The organism is Sphingobium sp. AP50 (assembly GCF_900109095.1).
Taxonomy (GTDB): Bacteria; Pseudomonadota; Alphaproteobacteria; order Sphingomonadales; family Sphingomonadaceae; genus Sphingobium.
Genome location: NZ_FNYZ01000002.1, coordinates 194718 through 216554, shown reverse-complemented (window position 1 = coordinate 216554; position 21837 = coordinate 194718). Strand labels below are relative to the sequence as shown.

General features: G+C 65.0%; 19 protein-coding genes. 8 read left to right on the top strand and 11 right to left on the bottom strand.

Annotated elements, in window-relative coordinates; translation table 11 throughout:
- Positions 1-36 precede the first annotated feature (36 nt).
- Complete coding sequence (locus tag BMY84_RS06965) at positions 37-2370, top strand: TonB-dependent receptor (protein ID WP_093082298.1); 2334 nt, start codon at positions 37-39, stop codon at positions 2368-2370.
- Positions 2371-2524: 154 nt separating this feature from the next.
- Here BMY84_RS06965 and BMY84_RS06960 read toward each other — a convergent pair whose 3' ends face one another.
- Together BMY84_RS06960 and BMY84_RS06955 are read right to left on the bottom strand one after the other, a co-directional pair.
- Positions 2525-3469, bottom strand: coding sequence for a quinoprotein relay system zinc metallohydrolase 1 (locus BMY84_RS06960; protein ID WP_093082295.1), 945 nt, complete (start codon positions 3467-3469; stop codon positions 2525-2527).
- Entirely contained in the window at positions 3466-4263 is a 798-nt protein-coding gene (locus BMY84_RS06955; protein ID WP_093082293.1) for a quinoprotein dehydrogenase-associated SoxYZ-like carrier, read from the bottom strand. Before BMY84_RS06955 ends, BMY84_RS06960 begins: the two co-directional genes overlap by 4 nt.
- A gap of 79 nt (positions 4264-4342) precedes the next feature.
- Between BMY84_RS06955 and BMY84_RS06950 the strand changes: the two genes are divergently transcribed.
- The 7 genes from BMY84_RS06950 (at position 4343) to BMY84_RS06920 (ending at position 12780) form a co-directional block, all read left to right on the top strand.
- A complete protein-coding gene (locus BMY84_RS06950; protein WP_093082290.1) occupies positions 4343-4897 on the top strand; it encodes a rhodanese-like domain-containing protein in 555 nt (184 codons plus the stop codon).
- Positions 4898-4974: 77 nt separating this feature from the next.
- Positions 4975-5433 carry a pseudoazurin gene (locus tag BMY84_RS06945; RefSeq protein ID WP_177203931.1) on the top strand — a complete coding sequence of 153 codons (459 nt, stop codon included), beginning with the start codon at positions 4975-4977 and terminating at the stop codon, positions 5431-5433.
- A gap of 45 nt (positions 5434-5478) precedes the next feature.
- Positions 5479-6999 (top strand): aldehyde dehydrogenase, encoded by a 1521-nt coding sequence (adh, locus tag BMY84_RS06940; RefSeq protein WP_093082288.1) that lies wholly within the window; start codon positions 5479-5481, stop codon positions 6997-6999.
- Between the two features lie 278 nt (positions 7000-7277).
- Positions 7278-7682, top strand: a complete 405-nt coding sequence (locus tag BMY84_RS06935) for a DUF779 domain-containing protein (RefSeq protein WP_093082285.1) — start codon at positions 7278-7280, stop codon at positions 7680-7682.
- 80 nt (positions 7683-7762) lie between these two features.
- Positions 7763-8905, top strand: a complete 1143-nt coding sequence (locus BMY84_RS06930) for an FIST N-terminal domain-containing protein (protein WP_093082282.1) — start codon at positions 7763-7765, stop codon at positions 8903-8905.
- Positions 8902-11133, top strand: a complete 2232-nt coding sequence (locus tag BMY84_RS06925) for a hybrid sensor histidine kinase/response regulator (RefSeq protein WP_093082280.1) — start codon at positions 8902-8904, stop codon at positions 11131-11133. Before BMY84_RS06930 ends, BMY84_RS06925 begins: the two co-directional genes overlap by 4 nt.
- Before the next feature lie 63 nt (positions 11134-11196).
- Complete coding sequence (locus tag BMY84_RS06920) at positions 11197-12780, top strand: Na+/H+ antiporter (protein WP_093082277.1); 1584 nt, start codon at positions 11197-11199, stop codon at positions 12778-12780.
- Positions 12781-12849: 69 nt separating this feature from the next.
- Here BMY84_RS06920 and BMY84_RS06915 read toward each other — a convergent pair whose 3' ends face one another.
- The 9 genes from BMY84_RS06915 to BMY84_RS29675 form a co-directional block, all read right to left on the bottom strand.
- Positions 12850-13590: a TorF family putative porin gene (locus tag BMY84_RS06915; RefSeq protein WP_093082275.1), complete on the bottom strand. Its 741-nt coding sequence runs from the start codon at positions 13588-13590 to the stop codon at positions 12850-12852.
- 382 nt (positions 13591-13972) lie between these two features.
- Positions 13973-15265: a mechanosensitive ion channel family protein gene (locus BMY84_RS06910; protein WP_371262406.1), complete on the bottom strand. Its 1293-nt coding sequence runs from the start codon at positions 15263-15265 to the stop codon at positions 13973-13975.
- Positions 15231-16451 carry a cystathionine beta-lyase gene (metC, locus tag BMY84_RS06905; RefSeq protein WP_093082272.1) on the bottom strand — a complete coding sequence of 407 codons (1221 nt, stop codon included), beginning with the start codon at positions 16449-16451 and terminating at the stop codon, positions 15231-15233. The genes BMY84_RS06910 and metC overlap by 35 nt, the downstream gene beginning before the upstream one ends.
- Positions 16448-17293 carry a 3-mercaptopyruvate sulfurtransferase gene (gene sseA, locus BMY84_RS06900; protein WP_093082270.1) on the bottom strand — a complete coding sequence of 282 codons (846 nt, stop codon included), beginning with the start codon at positions 17291-17293 and terminating at the stop codon, positions 16448-16450. Before sseA ends, metC begins: the two co-directional genes overlap by 4 nt.
- A gap of 85 nt (positions 17294-17378) precedes the next feature.
- Positions 17379-18536: a mechanosensitive ion channel family protein gene (locus BMY84_RS06895; RefSeq protein WP_093082267.1), complete on the bottom strand. Its 1158-nt coding sequence runs from the start codon at positions 18534-18536 to the stop codon at positions 17379-17381.
- Between the two features lie 30 nt (positions 18537-18566).
- The gene (locus BMY84_RS06890; RefSeq protein ID WP_093082265.1) at positions 18567-19574 is read right to left on the bottom strand and encodes a DNA topoisomerase IB; all 1008 of its coding nucleotides are present in this window, start codon (positions 19572-19574) and stop codon (positions 18567-18569) included.
- A 45-nt stretch (positions 19575-19619) separates the two neighbouring features.
- Positions 19620-20297 (bottom strand): hypothetical protein, encoded by a 678-nt coding sequence (locus BMY84_RS06885; protein ID WP_093082262.1) that lies wholly within the window; start codon positions 20295-20297, stop codon positions 19620-19622.
- Positions 20294-21658 carry a putative O-glycosylation ligase, exosortase A system-associated gene (locus BMY84_RS06880; RefSeq protein ID WP_093082259.1) on the bottom strand — a complete coding sequence of 455 codons (1365 nt, stop codon included), beginning with the start codon at positions 21656-21658 and terminating at the stop codon, positions 20294-20296. The genes BMY84_RS06885 and BMY84_RS06880 overlap by 4 nt, the downstream gene beginning before the upstream one ends.
- Positions 21651-21797, bottom strand: a complete 147-nt coding sequence (locus tag BMY84_RS29675; RefSeq protein WP_177184959.1) for a hypothetical protein — start codon at positions 21795-21797, stop codon at positions 21651-21653. Before BMY84_RS29675 ends, BMY84_RS06880 begins: the two co-directional genes overlap by 8 nt.
- Positions 21798-21837 lie beyond the last annotated feature (40 nt).

The following is a 21837-nucleotide window of genomic DNA, read 5'->3' as shown; positions in this document are numbered from 1 at the left end:
CCGCGTCCCCTGTCCCTAGCCTTCCCGGCAAAGAATATGGGGAGAGGCTTTGTGAAGATTTTGGCGGCGCTGCTGGCGGGGAGCGCGATCGCGCTGGTTGGCGGAACGGTCCGGGCGCAGCCCCCGGACGAGGCGGAGACGGCGCGCCAGCCGATCATCGTCACTGCACCCGGCGGCGCGGTCGACATTGACGATGCGCTGACCCTGACCGCCGCCGACATCAGCCGCACCGGCAGCCCGGATTTCCTTGGCGCGCTGACCCGCAATTTTGCCGGTGTCACGCTTCAGGATGCGCAGAATAATCCCTGGCAACCCAATCTCGTCTATCGCGGCTTTGTGGCGTCCCCGCTTCAGGGGCAGGCGCAGGGCATCGCCGTCTATCTGGACGGTGCGCGCTTCAACCAGCCCTTTGGCGACACAGTCCAGTTCGACCTGCTGCCGGAAGCGGCAATTCGCAGCGTCAACCTGCTCGACAAGAGCGCCGTCTATGGCCTCAACGCGCTGGGCGGCGCGCTGACGCTGGAAACCAAGACCGGGGCCAGCGATCCGGGGCTGGAGGCCAGCCTCTCCCACGGTCGCTTCGGCATGACGGAGGCCAGCATTGCGGGCGGCACATCATGGGGCGACTGGAGCGCTTTCGGGGCCTTTCAATATACGCGCGATGATGGCTGGCGCGATCATTCGCCCTCCACCCTCTATAATGGCTATGCCGATATCGGCTTCGACACCGCGACGGGCGGCCTGCACCTGAAGGTGGTGGGTGCGAACACCGACCTTACCGGCAATGGCGTGTCGCCGGTCGAATTGCTGGCGGCGGATCGGCGCGCGGTCTTCACCTGGCCGGACAATAGCCGCAGCCGCTATGGCCGGGTCAGCCTGCATCCCTGGGTCGCCCTGTCGGACACCACCCGGCTGGAAGGCACGCTCTATGCCCAGAAGCTGACCCTGCGCACCGTCAATGGCGACGCCGCCGATATCGAGGGCTGCGAGGATGACGATGATGAAGGCTATGTCTGCCTCGAAACCGTGGGCGGCGATGACGATGACGAGGAACAGGCTGTCCTGACCGACGCCAATGGCAATCCGATCGCCGACACGCTGGGCGGGGAGGGCTATGGCGTCCTTAATCGCGGCCGCACCGCCACGCGGGCGATGGGCGCGCTGGTGCAGCTGATCGACAAGCGCATGCTGGGCGCGGGGGAGAATGTCTTCGCGCTGGGCTTCAGCTATGACGCCAGCCGAACCCGCTTCGGCACCTCGACCGAACTCGGCGCCCTGACCGACGACCGCAGCGTCAAGGGCCTGGGATCGATCATCGTGCAGGAAGATGGCGCGATCGCGCCCGTCGGCCTGATCGCCCACACCGATTATTGGGGCGCCTTCGCGCAGGATCGCCTGCCCATCACCTCTCGCCTGTCGGCCGAAATCGCGCTGCGCTACAATTATGCCCGGATCGTCATGCAGGATCAGATCGGCACCGCGCTCAACGGGCGTCACCGGTTCGAGCGGCTGAACCCCGGTATCGAATTCGATTATGCGCTGTCGGACGGCATCAGCCTGCGGGCGGGCTATGCGGAAAGCAACCGCGTGCCGACCCCCGCCGAACTGTCCTGCGCGGACGAGAATGCGCCGTGCAGCCTCACCAATTTCTTCGTCGCCGATCCGCCCTTGAAACAGGTCGTGGCCAAAAGCTGGGAAGCAGGGGCGAAGGGCCATTCACAGGCCGGCGGCTTCGCCATCGACTGGCTGCTGTCCGCCTACCGCACCGACAATCGCAACGACATTCAATATGTCGCGTCGGAGATTCGCGGTCGCGCCTATTTCCGCAATATCGGGATGACCCGGCGGCAGGGTGTGGAAGCAACGCTCCGCGCCAGACGGGGCGGCTTCAGTGCGGGCCTCAGCTATGCCTTCACCGATGCGACCTATCGCGCGCCGCTGATCCTCTCCAGCCCCGCCAATCCCTCGGCGGATGAGGATGGGCTGATCGCTGTCGAACGCGGCGACCATCTGCCCGGCATCCCCCGGCACAGCGCCACCCTTAGCCTCGACTATGCCGGAAAAGGCTGGTCCGTGGGCGGCGACGTCATCGGCCGGTCGGGCCAATATCTGGTCGGTGACGAAGGCAATGATGAAGCGAAGCTGGGCGGCTATGCGGTCGTCAACCTGCGCGCCAGCGTCGATCTCATCAAGGGCGTCAGCCTGTTCGGCACGCTCAGCAACGCCTTCAATCGCCGCTATGCGACCTTCGGCACTTTCAGCGAAGTGGACGAGATCGAACTGGAAGAAGCGCCCGGCGCCTCCAACCCCCGCGCCTATGGGCCGGGCGCGCCGCGCCGCTGGCAAGTAGGCGTGAAGGCGCGTTTCTAAATTCGATGCAAGTTATTGATCATAAAGGAAAATAGGAGGGCATGCGTTCAGATCGAACGCATGCCCTCCATAAAATCCTTTCTTATCAATACCTTGTTCTTGCGCAAAATTAAACAACTGTCTCACTCGCTGTCGCAGTTGCGCGCGGCTTCCGTCAGTCCGGCACGTCCACCCGCGGCAGCAGCGCGGCTTCAAGCCCCGGATAAAGGTGGGAAACGCTGCGCTGCAATTCATAGCGGGCGGCGGCCATGGTCGCAAAACGGTCCGGAATGGCGACCTCGCCCGCCTCCACCATGTCGAGGCCATCGCGCACCGCCTGCGTCAGCGTCGCTTCCAGCCAGTCGATCCAGTCCCGCGTCTGGGCGATCGCCGCCGTGCCGCCCGGATCGAACGGCCCATGGCCGGGCACCACGCCCTTGTGCGGCAGCGCCTTCAACTGATCCAGACTGGCGCGCCATTTCGCCAGATCAGCGGTCGGCGTGCTCGGCGCCCGATCGTGAAAGACCAGATCGCCACCCAGCAGCAGCCCGCTTTGCGTATCCAGCAGGGCCAGGTCCGCGCTGCTATGGCCGGACAGGGCCAGCAATTGCAGCCTGCGCCCGCCAAAATCCTCCTCCGCCTGCGTGATTGCCCGCCCCGGCAGCATCAGGTCGGTGCCGCGCATCCAGTCGCCCAGCAGCCGGTACATGCCATCGGCATAGCCTTGCCCCTCCGCCCGCAGCGCCTCGATCGTACCGGGCAGCGCGGCGACGATGGCCGGATCGAACGCCGCCAGCCCCATGCCATGATCGGGATGGAGATGGCTGACATAGACCCGCACCACCGGCTTGCCGGTCAGTTGCTCCGCCGCCTGCCGCAGCGCGCGGGCATAGCGGACGGACGGGCCGCAATCCCACAGTACGGTGCCCGCCGGCGTGGCGATGATCGCGATATTGGCGATGGCCCCGCCATTGCCCGCCTCGATCGGCTCGTCGGCCCCGTGCACCAGCCATAGGCCATCGCCGATCGCGTCTGGCACGATGGTATAGTCGGCCGCGCGCGCGGGCGCAGCGGCCAGCGCCGCCATTCCGCCGATCAGGGTTCGTCGCGACAGGATCATCGGCCACCCGGCATGGGTGACTGGCGCGCGACGGAGAGTGCCGCCTTATAGTCGCGGCCATTGGTGTCGCGCGCCATGATCGTCAGCGCGTCGCCCGGCTTGCCATCGACCATCAGCGTGATGGCCGGGTCTTCGGCGACCGCCGCCCAGATTTCCATCTCGCCCAGCGTTCGGCCCTCTGCATCCTTCACCGCCAGTGCCTCCAGATGATAGGTGGCGATATTATCGACGAAGCCGGTGTCCATCGGATGCCGGAAATTCAGGCGCAGTCGGCTGAGTCCGTCCGCCATCGGCCAGGCTTCACCCCGTATCTCGCCCAGATGATCGGCCCAGTCGCCTTTGACCCGGCTGACCGGCGGCGCGGAACAGCCGCCGCCTGCCGCATCCACCCAGCCGCCCGATACCAGCCACGCACCGCTCGCCAGTTGCACCGCGCCGCGCACCGGCGTCCGCTGGTCCAGCTTGATCCGGGTCGCGACATAGGCGGCAGCATGGGTCGGGCGATAATCGATCGCGATCGGTATGGGGTTCAAATCGACCAGCAGCACGATGCGGGTCACGCCGGGAATCGCGCGGGCATCGATCGCCACCGGGAAGGATCGCTGATTCTCCGCGATCATGGGAAAGTCCACCTTCAGCCGGGGATCGAAGCGAACAGGATCGTCGCCAAACAGCGTGCGCGCATGCGCGGTCCACATGGGCGATCCCAATGGATCTGCGGGCGCTGTCGCCCTGGCACCGGTCGCGACCCATGCCAGGGCGATCGCGACCCAAAGGCTTGCCTGCCTTTGCATTGTCCTTCTCCCTTGAGCCGGGGTCTATTCTCCTTTTTTGTCGCCTACCATTGGCCCTTGGTCGTATCGGGAGAGAGACATGCGTGCCGCCCAGATTCCCGTCTTGATTGCCGCCCTGCTGATCGTCCCGCCCGCGCTGGCGCAGGATGCGCTGTTCGATGCGCAGGGCTATCGCATCGCCCATTATCGCGCGCCGGTGCATCAGCCGCCGCCGGGCGTCGGGCGGATCGCGCCACAGGCAGCGGCCCAGTTGCGACCGGGGCGTGACGCGATCTTCATCGACGTGCTGCCAGCCGAGGGCGGCCATAGGGAAGCGGACGGTCGCTGGCGGCTCGCCACCCCGCATGAGTCGATCCCCGGCGCCCACTGGTTCCCCGAAGCGGGCCGGGGCGAACTGGCACCCGGTATAGGCGACTGGTTCGTCCAGGGGATCGCCCGGCTGACCCAGGGACGGCGCGACCGCATGCTGATTCTCTTCTGCAAGGCGGATTGCTGGATGGGCTGGAATGCAGCCAGTCGGCTGCGCGCGGCGGGCTATCGCAATGTCTGGTGGCTGGCCGAAGGTGTGGACGGCTGGACCGACCTGAAACGGCCGCTTTCCCGCGCGCAGCCTGATGGCGGTGTCGCCCCATAGGACCAAAGGTCAATTGTGCGCGTAGCCCCTGTGGCCGCACTCTCCCCTTAATCCGGCCGAGAAGGCCGTTTGATTCCATGGAGAGTGATTTGACTGACCTGCGTATCCCGGCCGTTCTGCTGACCGCTGCCGCCCTGGCTGTTTCGCTGCCCGCTTGCGCCAAGGACATCATCGTCCACATGAAGAATCAGGGTGCCGATGGCGCCATGGTGTTCGAGCCCAGCTATGTGAAGGCCGCACCGGGCGACACGATCCGTTTCCAGCCGTCGGACGCCAGCCATAATGCCGAAACCATGGCCAACATGCTGCCCGCTGGCGCCACGCCGATGAAGGGCGCGATGAACAAGGAAGCGGTGCTGACCGTCGGCAAGCCCGGCCTCTATGGCATCAAGTGCATGCCCCATTATTCGATGGGCATGGTCGCACTGGTGCAGGTGGGCAAGGTGACGCCGGCCGACATCGCCGCCGCCAAGGCGGTGAAGCTGCCGCCCTTCGCCGCCAAGCGCATGACCGCGGCCCTCGCCAAGGTGAAGTGAGCGCAGCCCCTTTCATTCAGACGCATATCATTCGGGAGTAGAAGCATGTTGCAGCAGGTGATGGAGCGTTTCGCGGGGCAGACGCTGATCCGCGACCAATATGACAATTATATCGGGGGCGAATGGGTCGCGCCGGTGCAGGGCGACTATTTCGACAATATCTCGCCCGTTACCGGTCAGGTGGTCGGCCGGATCGCGCGCGGCACCGCCGCCGATATCGAACTGGCGCTGGATGCCGCGCACAAGGCGAAGGATAGCTGGGGCAAGACCTCGTCCACCGAGCGGTCGAACATCCTGCTGAAGATCGCCGACCGGATGGAGGCCAATCTGGACCTCATCGCGATGGCCGAGACGATCGACAATGGCAAGCCGATCCGCGAGACGACCCACGCCGACGTCCCCCTCGCCATCGACCATTTCCGTTACTTTGCGGGCTGCGTCCGCGCGCAGGAAGGATCGATCAGCGAGATCGATCATGACACGATCGCCTATCATTTCCACGAGCCGCTGGGCGTGGTCGGCCAGATCATCCCGTGGAATTTCCCGATCCTGATGGCGGTGTGGAAACTCGCCCCGGCGCTGGCCGCGGGCAACTGCATCGTATTGAAGCCCGCCGAACAGACGCCGATGTCGATCCTCGTCCTGCTCGAAGTGATCGGCGACCTGCTGCCGCCCGGCGTGCTGAACGTCGTCAACGGCTTTGGCGTCGAAGCGGGCAAGCCGCTCGCCAGCAACAAGCGGATCAGCAAGATCGCCTTCACCGGTGAAACCACCACCGGCCGCCTCATCATGCAATATGCCTCGGAGAACCTGATCCCCGTCACGCTGGAACTGGGCGGCAAGTCGCCGAACATCTTCTTTGAAGACGTGATGGATGCGGACGATGACTATTTCGACAAATGCCTTGAAGGCTTTGCGATGTTCGCGCTCAACCAAGGCGAAGTCTGCACCTGCCCCAGCCGCGCGCTGATCCAGGAATCCATCTACGAAAAATTCATCGAACGCGCCATCGCCCGGGTGAAGGCGATCAAGCAGGGCAGCCCGCTCGACCCGTCGACCATGATCGGCGCGCAGGCGTCGAACGACCAGCTCGAAAAGATCCTCTCCTATATCGAGATCGGCCTGAATGAAGGGGCGGAACTGCTGACCGGTGGCGAACGCGCCAGCCTCGATGGCGAACTGGCCGACGGCTATTATGTAACCCCGACCGTGCTGAAGGGCCACAACAAGATGCGCATCTTCCAGGAGGAAATCTTCGGCCCCGTACTGGCCGTCACCACCTTCAAGGACGAAGCCGAAGCGCTCGCCATCGCCAACGACACGCTCTATGGCCTCGGCGCCGGCGTATGGACGCGCGACGGAACCCGCGCCTATCGCATGGGCCGTGGCATTCAGGCCGGGCGCGTATGGACCAACTGCTATCACGCCTATCCCGCCCATGCGGCGTTCGGTGGCTACAAGCAGTCGGGCATCGGCCGTGAAAACCACAAGATGATGCTCGACCATTATCAGCAGACCAAGAATCTGCTGGTCAGCTACAGCCCCAAAGCGCTCGGATTCTTCTAAGAGACCGTTTGAAGATGGTGCGGTTGAGGGCTGGCGAGGGATTTTGTGCGCTGGCAAGGAGCGATCGAAACCACGATGCCGGGACATCGTGGTGAGATCGCGACGCCGCCAGCGCGCAAAAGCACCGTCAGACCGACCCGCATCCATTTTTAAACGGTCTCTCAAGGGGCTGCGAACAGTCGAAGGCGCTTTCCTCTCCAACTGCCTTCGACGGCGGCGGGCATCATTTTCCCCGATGCCCGCCGCATCGTTTTTTGGGGAAAGGGAAGAGGATGCACATGGCTGAACTTCCACCACGGATATTGGCGACGCCCGCCGCGCAAGCACTGATGCACCGGCTGGCGCAAAGCCATGGGGCCCTGATGTTCCACCAGTCGGGCGGCTGCTGCGACGGTTCCGCGCCGATGTGCTTCCCGCGCGGCGAGTTCAGGGTCGGCGCGCAGGATGTGCTGCTGGGCCATGTCGCGGGGGACATTCCGGTATGGATCGGCGCGGCGCAGTTCGAATATTGGCGCCATACCCAGGTGACGATCGACGTCGTGCCGGGGCGCGGCGCGGGCATGTCGCTGGAAAGCCCGCAGGGCGTGCGCTTCATCGTGCGTTCGCGCATCTTCACCGATGACGAAAATGCTCTGCTGGAGGCGGCGGGCGAGCCGGTACGCGGGGATAGCGTAACGGGATAGATGCACCATTCCAAGGATGACAAGCGAACGCAAGGCGGTGCATAACCCTCAAAAATCAGGGTAGCCGCGGGGAGAGGGACATGACCATGCTAGCGTCGGAGATCGGCTTTGCGTCGAGCCACTCGCCAGATCCGGCGGTGGCGATGGCCGATGTCGCGCGGCAATTGGGGGATGCCTCGCTCGCCGGCATGCTGCTCTTCTGCTCGCACCGGTTCGACCGTGATGCGCTGGCCCGCGCGGTCAATCGCCATAGCGAAAATGTCGTCGCCATCGGCTGCACCAGCTCGGGGGAACTGACCGAGGCGGGCTATGACGAAGACAGCCTGAGCGTCATCGGCTTTCCGGCGGATGGCTTCCACCTCGTCTCCCATATTTTCGACGATATCGACGCTTTCGATCCGGTCGCCGCGCGGGAGGATATTCGCGCGCTGGCGGCGGTCGCCGATCGGGATAGCCGGCATCTGGGCGCGCAGGTCAATCATGTCGCGCTGTTTCTGGTGGATGGCCTGTCGCACCGGGAAGAATTGCTGACCATGACGATGCAGGATGCGCTGGGCGATATTCCGCTGATCGGCGGATCGTCGGGCGATGGCCTGGCCTTCCGCGAAACCGCGATCTTTCAGGGCGGGCGCTTTCACCGCCGCGCGGCCGTCATCGCGATCCTCTCCACCGCGCGCCCGATCCATGTGTTCAAGGCGCAGCATTATCGCCCCGGCGCGGCCAAGATGGTCGTGACCGGTGCCATTCCGCAGGACCGGATCGTGACGGAGATCAATGCCGAACCGGCGGCGCAGGAATATCTGCGGCTGGCGGGTCATGCCGGCGAGGCGCTGGGGCTGGCCTTCTACGCCGCTCATCCGCCGATGGTGCGCGCGGGCGGCGACTATCATGTGCGGTCGATCCAGAGCGCCAATGCGGATGGCAGCCTGACCTTCTATTGCGCCATCGACGAAGGCATCGTGCTGACCGTGGGTGAACCGATCGACCGGATCGCGGGCATGGAGGCGATGTTCACCGATATCGCCAGCCATGTGGGCCAGGTCGACCGGATCATCGCCTTTGATTGTGTCCTGAACCGCATCGACGCTGAACAGCGCCAGATCGGCCGTGCCGTGTCCGAACTATACGGCCGCCACCGGGTCATCGGCTTCAACACCTATGGCGAGCAATATCATGCCCTGCACGTCAACCAGACCTTCAGCGGGCTGGCGATCGGGCGATGACGGAGATCGCGCTCTCCCCGGTTGAAAGCGATTACGAGCTGGACAGCCTGCGCGAGGAGGTGCGCAAGCTGCGCAAGATCAACGCCGCGCTGATCGACCGGGTCGAACGGTCGAGCGACATGGCCGGCAACGCTTTCTCGATGTTCGAAACCGCGATCACGCTGGAAGCGATGGTGCGCGACCGGACGATCGAACTGGAAGATGCGCTGGGCCGCCTCGCCAAGGCCAATGCCGATCTGGCCGACGCGCATGACAAGGCGGAGGCGGCGCAGGTTCGCCTGCGCGACGCGATCGCCTCGATCAACGAAGGCTTCGTCCTGTTCGATGCCGACGACCGGCTGGTCCTGTTCAACGACGCCTATCTGGGCTTCTGGCCCGAAATCGCCGATCAGGTCCGCGAAGGCCTGTCGTTCGAGGAGGTCGCCCGGCTGGCCGCCGCCTATCACCAGCCGCTGGCATCCGTGGTGGCGCCCGATCGCTGGGTGTCCGACCGGCTCGCCCGCCACAGCGTGGCCGATGGCGGGCATGTGCAGGCGCTGGCCGACGGGCGCTGGATTCAGATCAATGAATTGCGCACCAGCGAAGGGGGCATCGTCGGCATCTATACCGACATTACCGAGGTGAAGGCGGAGGATGCCCGCGACCGCGCGCTGGAACTGGGCGAGCGTAACCTGGTGCTTCAGGCGACGCTCGACAATCTGTCCGAAGGCGTCTGCCTGTTCGATGCCCATGGCCGGGTCGCCGCCTGGAACGAGGCTTTGCAGCATCTGCTTGGCCTGCCCGACGACTGGGCGCAGGAAAGCGGCACCCATGCCGCGCTGGTGACGCTGTGCCGCGATCGGCTGGGGATGGCGGATCAGGGGTGCCTCGACTGGCGTGGCCATGGGCAGCGCAGCGATTCCGTCCATGCGCTGGTCCATGCCGACAACCGTAGCTATGAACTCCGCAGCACCGCGCTGGAACGGGGCGGGCAGGTGATCGGCTTTACCGACGTCACCGACATGCTGCGCGCGCAGGAATCCTTGCAGGAAACGGCTGAAAATCTGGAGCGGCGGGTGGCAGACCGCACCGCCGAACTGCGCGCCGAAGTGGCGGAACGGCGCGAGATTGAAGGGCAGTTGCGCGACGCCAAGACGGCGGCGGAAAAGGCCAATCTGTCCAAGACCAGCTTTCTGGCCGCCGCCAGCCATGACCTGCTGCAACCATTGAATGCCGCGCGTCTGTTTGTCGCGGCGCTGGGGGATCGCCGTCTGGCACTGCCGACCCGCGCGCTGGTGAACCAGACCTCCACCGCGCTCGATTCGGTCGAGGATCTGCTGGAAGCGCTGCTGGAGATCAGCCGTCTCGACGCCGGGGCGATCCAGCCGGAGATTGGCGACTTCCGGCTCGACACGCTGCTCGGCACGCTGCGGGTGGAATTTGCGCCGGTGGCCCGCGCGGGCGGGCTGGCGCTGCATATCGCCAGCGAACCGCTCTGGGTCCGGTCCGATATCCGGCTGGTCCGCCGCATCCTGCAAAATTTCCTGTCCAACGCGCTACGCTACACCCAGCATGGGGCCGTGTCGGTCGAATGCCGGGCCGGGGCGGATGGCATCAAGGTCAGCGTGATCGACAGCGGCCCCGGCATCGCGCCCGACAAGCAGGCGCTCGTCTTCGAGGAGTTTCGGCGGCTCGACACGCGGACCAGCGGCAAGGGGCTGGGCCTCGCGATCGTCAAGCGCGCGAGCGACATGCTGGGCCACCGGGTCACGCTGGAATCGGCGCCGGGCAAGGGATCGACCTTCTCGATCGCACTACCTTTGGGGGAGCCGGTCGCCGAAGCGGGCAGCGGCCCGGACATGCCCGGCCGCGACCGGAGCATGCGCGGCCTCAATGTGCTGGTGATCGACAATGAGCGCGCGATCCAGACCGGCATGCGCACCCTGCTGGGCGGATGGGGCTGCACCGTGCTGACGGCGGGCGGCTTTGCCGAGGCGACCGGTCTGTTCGCGCCGGACGCGATGCCCGACATCATCCTGATCGACTATCATCTGAACGATGGCGAAACCGGCGAGGCGACACTGGCGCAACTGCGCACACATTTCGACGCGACGGTGTCGGCCGTCATGATTTCGGCCGATCGCGGCAAGGAATTGAAGGCGCGTCTGGATGCGCAGGGCACGCCGCTGCTCAACAAGCCGGTCAAGCCCGCGCAATTGCGCGCCCTGTTGCGGACCATGCTGAAATAACATCGCCTTGGCCATCTTCCGCGCCGCAGCTAGGGTGTGGGCGGAAAAGGGGGCGGCACCGACATGGAATCGATGCAATTATTCGAACTGGTGATCGCCATGCTGCTGGCAATCATCCTGCTGCATTTTGCTGCGCACAAACTGGGCCTGCCGCCCGCCGTGGCGCTGCTGGCCGGGGGTGGGCTGTTCGCCTTCCTGCCCGGTCTGCCGGTGATCTCGCTCGATCCCGAACTGGTGCTGGTCATCTTCCTGCCACCGCTGCTGATGGATGGGGCGTGGTTCATCGCGCTGCGCCACCTACATCGCCATATGCTGGGGATCATCGCGCTGGCGGTCGGTGCGGTGGTCTTCACCACGGCGGTGATCGCGGTGGTGGCGCATATGCTGGTGCCCTCGCTCCCCTGGGCCGCCTGCGCCGCGCTGGGCGCGATCGTCGCGCCGCCAGACGCCGTGTCGGCCCGCGCCGTGCTTCAGAATGTGCGCCTGCCCCGGCGCCTGTCGATCCTGCTGGAGGGCGAAAGCCTGTTCAACGACGCCAGCGGCCTCGTCCTCTTCCGCTTCGCCGTGGCAGCGGGCGTGACCGGCGCGTTCAGCATGGTCGACGCGCTGGAAAGTTTCGCGCTGCTGGCGATCGGCGGCGCGCTGGTCGGCGCGGCGGTGGGTGCCGCCTGGGTGCTGCTCGCGCCCCGGCTGGACGACAAATATCTGATGATCGCCTCGTCTCTGCTGGCGCCTTGGGCCTCCTATCTGCTGGCGGAAAGCGGCCATCTTTCGGGCGTGATCGCCACCGTCACCACCGGCCTTATCTGCGGCTGGTATCAGCATGTCGTCTTTTCGGCCGAAGTCCGGATGAACGGCACATCCTTCTGGGCGGTGATGATCTTCCTGATGGAGGCGTTCGTCTTCCTGCTGATCGGATCGTCGCTGCGTGGCGTGATCGACCGCGTCGGCGGTTTCGATGTGGTGCTGGCGGAAATGACCGGGCCGGTGCTGGCGATCCTGATCGCGCTGACGGCGGCGCGCTTCCTGTGGGTGTTCGGATCGGACGGCGTCATCCGCCTGATCCGCGCGATGGGTGTGCGCCGCTATACGCCGATCGGCGCCCGCGCAGCCACGGTGCTGGGCTGGGCCGGGATGCGCGGCGTGGTGACGCTGGCGGTGGCGCTCAGCGTGCCCGAAGGCTTCCCCGGTCGCGACTTCATTCTGGTGACGGCCTTTGCCGTGATCTTCGGCACGGTGCTGATTCAGGGGACGACGCTGGGCGCGGTGATCCGGCTGGTGCGGCTGGAGGAACCCGAAGCCGACAGGCCCCGCATGACGATGAGCGAGGCGGAGGCCGCCATGGCGCAGGCGCAACTCCGCGTGGTGGAAGTCCATGCCTATGATGGCGAAGGCGCGCTTCAGCATCCGCGCCTGCTCGATCGCTATACCCGCCATGCCAGCATATCGACCGCCTATGCCGGGCAGGAGGCGGATTTCGCCGACCAGCTTCACGCGCATTTCGACCTGATCCTCAAAGCCGTAGCAGCAGGCCGGATCGAACTGCTGCGCCTCCACCGCAATGGCGACATAGACGAGGAGACGTTGCAGGAACTGGAGCGCGACCTTGATCTGGAGGAACTGAGCGCTCTGTCGGCCAAGGCCTGAGAAAAGGCAAAGGCCGCATGCTCCGGCAGGAGCATGCGGCCTTCTCCACCCCCAGAAGGGTTATTCAAATCAGAAAGCGGCGGTGATCGAACCCACGACGCCGGCCTTGCTGACATTGTGACCGGCAGTCGTGTAGAGCGACTTGTCGGTGTCGACATAGGATACGCCGAAGGTCAGATGACCCCAGGTATAGGTCGCGCCGAGATTCCAGTCGGTATATTCCTTGCCGATCGTCAGATAGCTGGGGCCGAAGCTGTGGCCCAGATGCGCCGACACGCCCAGCGGAGTGTTGGGGATCGAGGCCGACAGGTCACCCGCGACGTACAGATTATCTTCCTTGCCATTGCCGACGGTCAGCGCCTTCGCCTTGGGGGCGTAGTTGACGGTCAGCTTCGCGGTGGCGGGGCCGAACGTGCCCTTGACCGATGCATAGGGCTCGACGAAGTCGGTGTTCGCGCCCGCATTGCCCGGATAGTAATAATAGAGGACGCCGACGTCGATCGTCGCTGCGCCGACGGTGGTCGTGTAGCCGCCGATCAGGTCGAGTTCCTGATCCGATCCGGCCGCGATATAATCGTCGATCGAGCTGCCCCAGGTCGAGACATAGAAGCCCGAGCTGTGGCTGACGGTGATGCCGCCCTGCAACGCGATCTTCTTGTTCGTCTGCGAGATGCCACGGAAGCGATAATCGGTGACGACCGCGGCATTGCCGGTGACGGTCAGCTCGGGCGCCGGTTCGTCCTGCGCCATGGCGGGCGCCGAGAAGGCAGCGAGAGCAATGGCCGAGAGGCCGATGATGGACTTACGCATGGGGATTCCCCTTGATGATGGTTCTGCGATCGTCCCGCCTGCGTTCAGGCGCCTTCCTCTATGCTCCCCCGCTCGGGATGGGTCGGCTGCCTCAACGCGTTTGGAAATGCCCTTCCGCATTGCGCCGCACAAGATTTTATTGCCGATTGGTGTCTTTTACTGCCGTAATGTTGCTGGACTGCAACAAAATCAGGCGCGACGCATCAGTCGTCCTCGACTAAAGTCGACCCGACGCCAGGGATTCATGGGAAATCTTGATTAGGCTGTGATGGCTTTGCTCTGATTCACGCCGTCATTGCGAGCGCAGCGAAGCAATCCACTGGTGCGCCGTGGATTGCTTCGCCGCGCTTGCAATGACGATTCAGATTCTCGTCCTCACGCTTTATGGCTGGTCTGTTTCCGGGGCGCGGTGGATGACGCGCTGCGGATAGGGAATGGTGACGCCATGATCGCGGAATAATTGCCACACGCGGCCCAACACGTCCGACTTCACATTGCCGACGCCGCCTTCGGGGTCGCTGATCCACACCAATATATCATGTTCGACGCGGCTTTCGCCAAAGGCGGTCAGCCAGACATTGGGCTTGGGGTTGGCCAGCACGCGGGGGCTCTCCTGCGCGGCCTGCAACATCAGTTTCTGCGCAAGCGGCAGGTCGCTGTCGAAGGCGATGCCCACCGGGATGCGGACGCGGACGTTCCGGTCGGAATAGGACCAGTTCTCCACCTCCTGCGTCATCAGATTCTCGTTGGGAATCAGATGTTCCTTGCCGTCGCGGGTCAGCACGCTGACGGCGCGCACGCCGATCTTGTTCACCCAGCCGAAACTGTCGCCCACCACGATCACGTCGCCCGGCTTGATCGATCGGTCCATCAGCAGGATGATGCCGGCGATCAGATTGCCGATGGTCTTTTGCAGGCCGAAACCGATGGCGAGGCCCAGCGCGCCGGAAAAGACGGCAAAGGCGGTCAGGTCGATCGACAGCAAATCGACGCCGATGAAGAAGGCGGCGACGATCACGGTGATCGCCGCCAGCTTCTGCGCCAGCAATTTCTGCGTCGGGTCGAAGCCGCTGGCCTTCTGGATCGACCGGCCGATGATCTGGTTGGCAAGGCGCACGGCGGCGAACAGGGCGACACAGGTGGCGGCGATCGACAACAGGCCCAGCAGGGTGATGCGCCGCTTGCCCAGCGTCACGCCGACCCGGTCCAGCATCTCGCCCACCGGCGCAATGCCGCCGCCGCTGCCCGACACGATCAGGATGAACAGGATCAGTGCCAGCGGCACCACCGCCCAGCGCGGTATGGCCAGCCCGCGCAGCAAATGGGTGGCAAGCAGCGCCACCGCGCCGCCCAGCACGATGCCCATCACCAGATGCCCCAGCGACCCTTCCGGAAAGAAGATGAGGCCCAGCAGCAGCAGGCCGGCAGCCAGCCCATGGCGGGTGATGGCGCGGACATGGCCCGCCAGCGCATCGCCCAGCGGCGGCAGGCGACGGCGCAGGCGCGGCGCGACCAGCCGGGCAAGGCCCCAGGCCGTGGCATAGAGGAAGATGGCCAGCACCAGCGCCACCAGCGGCTGGATCAGGTCCGGGTCGCCGGGCAGGCGGGCGATCAGGTCGGTCAGGCCCGGCGTCACCGCATCAGCCCGCGTCGCGGATCGCGCGGAAGCGGGCAAGCCCCGCGTCGAGGTCCGCGATCAGATCGGCCGTATCTTCCAGGCCAATATGCAGGCGCACCGCCGGCCCCTCCGCCGCCCAGTTCGTGGCGCTGCGATAACGGGCCGGATCGACCGGCAGGGCCAGGCTTTCGAAGCCGCCCCAGCTATAGCCGATGCCGAAATGGGCGAGACCATCGATCAGGGCGGCCCGCGCTTTCTCATCGCCCCCCTTCAGGATGAAGCTGAACAGGCCGGTGGAGCCGCTGAAATCCCGTTGCCACAGCGCATGGCCGGGGCAGTCCGGCAGCGCCGGATGCAGCACGCGGGCGACGTCCGGCTGCGCTTTCAGCCAATGCGCGATCGTGACCGAGCTGTCCTGATGCTGTTTTAGCCGCACGCCCAGCGTGCGTAGGCCCCGCGCCGCCAGCCAGGCATCGTCGGGGCTGACCATCTGCCCGAACAGATAGGCGGTCTGGCGCAGCTTGCCGAACCATTCCGCATTGGCCGTTGCGCTGCCCATCATCACGTCCGAATGGCCGACAATATATTTGGTGCAGGCGAGCAGGGCGATATCCACGCCATGCGCCATCGCCGGGAAATAGAGCGGCGTCGCCCATGTATTGTCGAGCAGGGTGACGACCCCGTTGGCTTTCGCCCAGCGGGTGATCGCGGGAATATCCTGCACCTCGAAGGTCAGGCTGCCGGGGCTTTCGAGGAAGATCGCGCGGATCGGCCCGCTTGCCAGATGGGCGTCGAGCGCGGTGACATCGGTCGGATCATAATAGATCGTCTCGATGCCTTGGGGGCGGAGCATCTGCTCGCAGAAATTGCGGGTCGGGTCATAGGCGCTGTCGACCATCAGCAGCCGGTCGCCGGGTTTCAGCACCGCCATCAGCGCGCAGGCGATCGCCGCGACACCCGACGGATAGAGCATCGTCCCTTCCGCGCCCGGCTCCATTTCGGTGAGCGCATCGGCCAGGCTCCAGGCGGTCGGCGTGCCTTTGCGCCCATAGAAGAGCCGCTCATGCGTGCTGCTGCCCGCCGCCTTCCGCAGATGGGCGACATCGTCATAGAGGATGGTCGACGCGCGCCAGACCGGCGGGCTGACGATGCCGCCGGGTTGCCCCGGCATCCCCGTCCATTCCGGCCTGCGTCCGGCCTGTGCCAGCTTGGTCAGCGGCTTGCGATCATTGGGAATGCTCATGCTGCGCCTGTCGCCTTGGGTGTCGCCGGGTCGAAACCCCATTCGGCCCAGCTGCCGTCATAGAGGCTGACGTCGGTCGCACCGAGTGTCTCAAGGCCGGCGAGCAGGATCGCGGCGGTGACGCCGCTGCCACAGGTGGTGATGACCGGTCGATCAAGGTCGATGCCCACGCCTTCATAGAGTGCGCGCAGTTCCTCGGACGACTTCATGCTGTTGTCGGCGGCGAACAGCGACGAATAAGGCAGGTTGCGCGATCCGGGGATATGGCCGGACGCCATGCCGGGGCGCGGCTCCGCTTCGGTGCCGGTGAAGCGGCCCGCGCCGCGCGCGTCCAGCATCTGGCTCTCGCCACTTGCCAGATTGGCCAGCATGTCCGACTTGCTGCGCACCTGCGCGCGGTCGATCCGGGCGGTCGCAGTGCCGGGAGCGGGCGTCGCCGCGCCGCTTTCCGTCGCGCGGCCTTCCGCCAGCCATTTGGGCAGCCCGCCATCCAGGATCGCGGCGGACGCGCCCACGCCATAGAGGCGCATCATCCACCATGCGCGCGCGGCGCTGCGGATCGGACTGTTGTCATACAGGATGATGCGGCTGTCGGCGTCGATGCCCAGCGCCTGCACCCGCTGCGTCATGGCATCGTCGGTCGGCAGGCTGTGCGGCGCGGGATCGCTCGGATCGGCCAGCGTGTCGAGATCGAGGAAGGCGGCGCCGGGAATATGACCGGCCTCATATTCCGCGCGCGCGTCCCGCGGCGTGCCGGGCAGGAACAGCGTGGCGTCCACTATGCGCAGACCGGGTTCACCCAGTGCGCTGGCTAGGGCATCGGTGGAAATGAAAATGCTCATGCAGACCTCTTAGGGCCTGCCCGCCTTCGATTAAAGCGCGACTTGGCCCCGCAACCTATTCGCGGGACCAAATCGAAAGGCAAGATTACCGCGGCTCCACCGCCGGCGCCGGTTCGGCATAGGGCATGACCAGCCGCCCGTCCGGCGCAGCGGTGAAGGTCGTCTGCGAAGGATAGGCGAATTCGATCCCCTCGGCATTGAACGCCTTCCAGATGGCCAGTCCCATGCGGTGGCGCGACTGGAAATAGTCGTGCGTGTCCGGGTCCGGCACGTCGAAGCTCAGCTCATAATCCAGCGAACTGGCGCCGAAACGCACCATCCCGGCATGCACGAACAGGAATCCTTCCGCCTCGACGATCTTCTGGAGGATGGCGGGAATCGCCTCCGCCTTGTCCTCCGGCGTCTGGTAGACGATGCCGATGGCAAAGGTGACGCGCCGCTGGATCAGCGTCTGAAGGCTGGTAATTTCCTTCTGGAGCAGATTGGCGTTGGACATCACCTTCTTCTCGCCGCTCATCGCGCGCAGCCGCGTGCTCTTGAGGCCGATCTTCTCCACCCGCGCCGTGGTCTGGTCATAGGTGATGATCTCGCCCCGGCGGAACGGCTTGTCGAAGATGATCGACAGCGCCGCAAACAGGTCGGAAAAGATGCCCTGCGCCGCCAGACCGATGGCGATACCGCCAATGCCAAGGCCCGCGACCAGACCGGTGACGTTGACGCCCAGATTGTCCAGCACCACGATCGCCGCGATGGCGAACAGCGCGAAGCTGACCAGCACACGGATCAGGCCCATGGCATTGGCCAGCGTCTCGCCACCGCCATCCTCGGCCAGCGTCTTGCGCTCGATCAGGCCCAGGATGATTTCCCGCGCCCAGATGGCGGCCTGCAACACGGTTGCGATGGTGAACAGGAAGCCGACTGTCTTGGCCAGCGACACCGGCGCATCGGCATAGCCCACGACCAGCCGGGCAGCGATCATCATCATGAAAAATTGGGTAGTGCGTGCGGCGGCGCGGCCCAGCACATTGGTATAGCCCAGCGGATCGCCGCTATGGCCCTTATGCCGCTTGCCAAATTCCCGCAGGGCGGCAAGCGCAAGGTAGATCAGCGTCCCCGCGCCCACCGCAATCAGGATCTGGAGATAGTGAAGCTGGAACCAGTGCACGGTGGAATGCCACATTTCGGCAAGGTTGGGCGGGGTCACGTCGATATCGGGAAGGGCGGGGTCTTTCTTGCTGGCCATGCCTGTCCTGTCTGGAGTTTGGAAACCGTTTCAGGCCGCCGCTGCAAGCGGGGCGCAATCGGCGATGGAATCGAGGAAGGCGATCAGGCCGCGTTCCGTGCGGGATAGATAGCGGGTTCGGCGCGGCAGGCGAAGCCCCGCGCGCCATTCATCCTGCCCTTCACGGCAAAGCGCGATCAGGGCGGGGTGGATGTAGCTTTTGCGGCTGATCGCGGGCGTGTTGCCCAGCGCTTGCGCCACCGGATCGATCATCTGCTTCAGGCTGACATGTTGAGCCGCCAGCGTTTCGAAGGCGATGGCCGAAGCCCCCCATGTGCGGAAATGCTTGGCAGTGAAGGGCGCGCCCATGGCCTGCGCGATATAGGCGTTGACGTCGCTGGAACAGATCGGCCGCGCTTCGCCATCCTCGTCCAGATATTGGAACAGATGCTGGCCCGGCAGATCCTGCACCTGCCGCACGAATCGCAGCAGGCGGCTGTCGGTCACGGTCAGTTGCTGCTGCTTGCCAGACTTGGCGCGGTAGCGCAGCGTCAGCGATTTGCCGTTCAGGTCATAATGGCGGCGACGCAGCGTGGTCGCGCCGAAGCTTTTGTTGGTGGTGGCATAATGTTCATTGCCCACCCGCAGCTTCGCCAGATCGAGCAGACGGATGACCACCGCAATGGTGCGATCCTTGCGCAGGCCGCGCTGCGACAGGTCGATTTCCAGTTGCTCGCGCAATTTCGGCAGGGCGCGGCCGAAATCGGGGCAGCCGGCATATTTCTCTGCCTCCCGCGCGGCGCGGAAGTCGGGATGATAGCGATATTGTTTGCGGCCCCGGTCGTCATAGCCGATCGCCTGAATATGGCCGTAGGGCGACGGACAGAACCAGCAGTCGCGATAGGCGGGCGGCAGGGCGATGGCATTCAGCCGGTCGATCTCGTCGCGATCGGTGATGCGCCTGCCATCGGCATCCCGATAGGCCCAGCCGCGTTTCAGCGCGCGCCGCGTGATGCCGGGAATGCTATCGTCCGCATGGACGATGGGGGATTGCGCCATATTATCCTTCTCATGGCGCAAAACCCCTGATGCATCGCTTCGTTCCTACCGGACCCGGATCGGCGGCGTGCCTAGACGCCAGGGCAGGGGGCGGCGGCGCAGCACCGACAGATGCGCCAGCACCCATGTCGCACAGACGGTGATGATCGGCGCGGCAAAGGGCAGGGCGCCGGGCACCAGCAAGGTCAGCGTCGCCGCTGCGCCGCCGCCCAGCGCCAGCGCCAGCGCGCGCGGCTCTCCATCGGGACCGCGCAGCCACACCATGCAGGCGGTGACGCCGATCAGGAAGCACAGGATCGGATGCGCCGGATTGCGCGCCATCACGCCGATCGCGACCAGCAACAGGATCAGCGCGCCCGTGCTCCAGCGCAGGCCACGCTGCCCCAGCAACAATGTGCAGAGCGGATAGGCGACCAGTTCGCACACGATCGCCGCCAGTGCTATGGTCTGCGCCAGCCCCATGTCCCCCGCGATCAGGGCGACCACGGCCGTCGCCCCCCAGCGCAGCAGCCGGGTCGGCGCCATCAATATATGGCTGATCCAGTCCTTCGCCTCACCCCGCAGCGCAAAGCGCCGGTCGGCCAGCCGCAACTGAAATCCGCCCACCAGCAGCAGTGCGTCCACGCCCCATGGCAACAGGCCCGGCGCAACCAGTGGAGAGGCGAGCAGCAGGCCCAATATCAGCCCGTGCGCCAGCCCCAGCGCACGCAATTCGCCGCTCATGCCGGCAATCCGCGCTGCGCGGCGAGCGCCGCGCCCAGTTGCGCGCGCGCCGCATCCTTGCGCTTGCGTGTCAGATAGGTGTCCAGCCCGATTTGCAGGGCCAGCATCATGAAGATGAAGGGTTGATAAGCGATACCCACGAACAGCGACCCGATCATGTATATTATATGTCCTTGTTGCAGCGCGATCGCGAGCGGTGCGATCCACGCCTCATCCGGTCCGTCACGCTTGCGATAGGTGCGGCGGATGGCTTCGGTGCGAATGAAGCAGATGAAGTGAATCAGCGCCCAGATGGCGAAACCGAAATAGCCCTGTTCGCCCAGCAGCTCGAAATAGGCGCTGTGATAGGCACGCCCCTTGTCGGTGACGAGCCGGCGCTCGACCCGGCTGCCGTCAGCGTCGGTGATCGTGCTCTGGGCGAAATAGGTGAAACTGTTCTGGAGATAATTGTCGAAGCCGCCGCCACCCGGATGCGTCTTCACATAGTCGAGCGTCCACATCCACACCGCGACTCGCGTGGAGGCGCTTTCGTCGCCCTGATGATTTTCGATCGTCCCCATGCGCTGGGTGAAGCTGGCCGGCAGGAAGGGGATGGCGGCCAGCGCCGCCAGCGCCATCAGCGGGCCATAGACGAACTTCTTCTTCGACCGCAGCAGCATCATGCCCGCCAGGATGACCAGACAGACCAGTCCGGTGCGCGCTTCCGTGCCGACCGGCATCAGCATGCAGGCCAGGCACAGGCAGTAACAGAAGAGCTTCACCTTCCAGTCGCGCGGGAAGATGGTGCCATGGGTACAAACCCACAGGATCAGCGGGATCAGCGCGATGGCGACGCAACTGATGATGCTGCCTTCATACAGGCCGCTATTATTCTCCACCATCAGGTTCAGCACGCCATAGCCGCCGCCCGACAGCGCGGTCTTCATGCCGCCATTGATGATGATGGTACTGGCGCACAGGATCATGAACACGATCAGCGCCTCGATTCGCAGGCGTGTGCGCAGCACCAGCGGCAGGAACACGCCCGCGATGATCGCTTTCCACACCCAGTTCCACTTGGTCATCGCCTCGACCGGGAAATCGGCGGTCAGCGTGGTGTAACCGCACCAGGCGACCAGCAGCAGCATCAGCCCCTGCCGCGCGGAGAATCGGCAATCCTTCTTATCGTCCACCAGCAGCCAGGCGCCGACCATCGCGGCAAAGGCGATGAAGGAAATGGGGATGCTGTTCAGCAGCACATAGGACAGGCGCTGGGGCGATACGATATCGATATAGGCATAAACCGCGACCAGCAGGAACGGCCGACGGAACCCCATCAGGAAGAAGAGGCCAAGGAAGGCGACGAAGAACAGGTCACGCATCGGCGCGCGACTCCGGCGAATCGGGGGCGCCCGGCCCCTGCGGATCGGGATCGCGGTCCAGGTCCGCGCGCGGCAGCAACCGCCACGCAGCCAGCAGGATTGCGCCATGGCTGACCAGCAGGGATAAGGCATCGATCATTGGGCGTCGATCATCGCGAAGGGCTGGGTTAGGGTGCGCA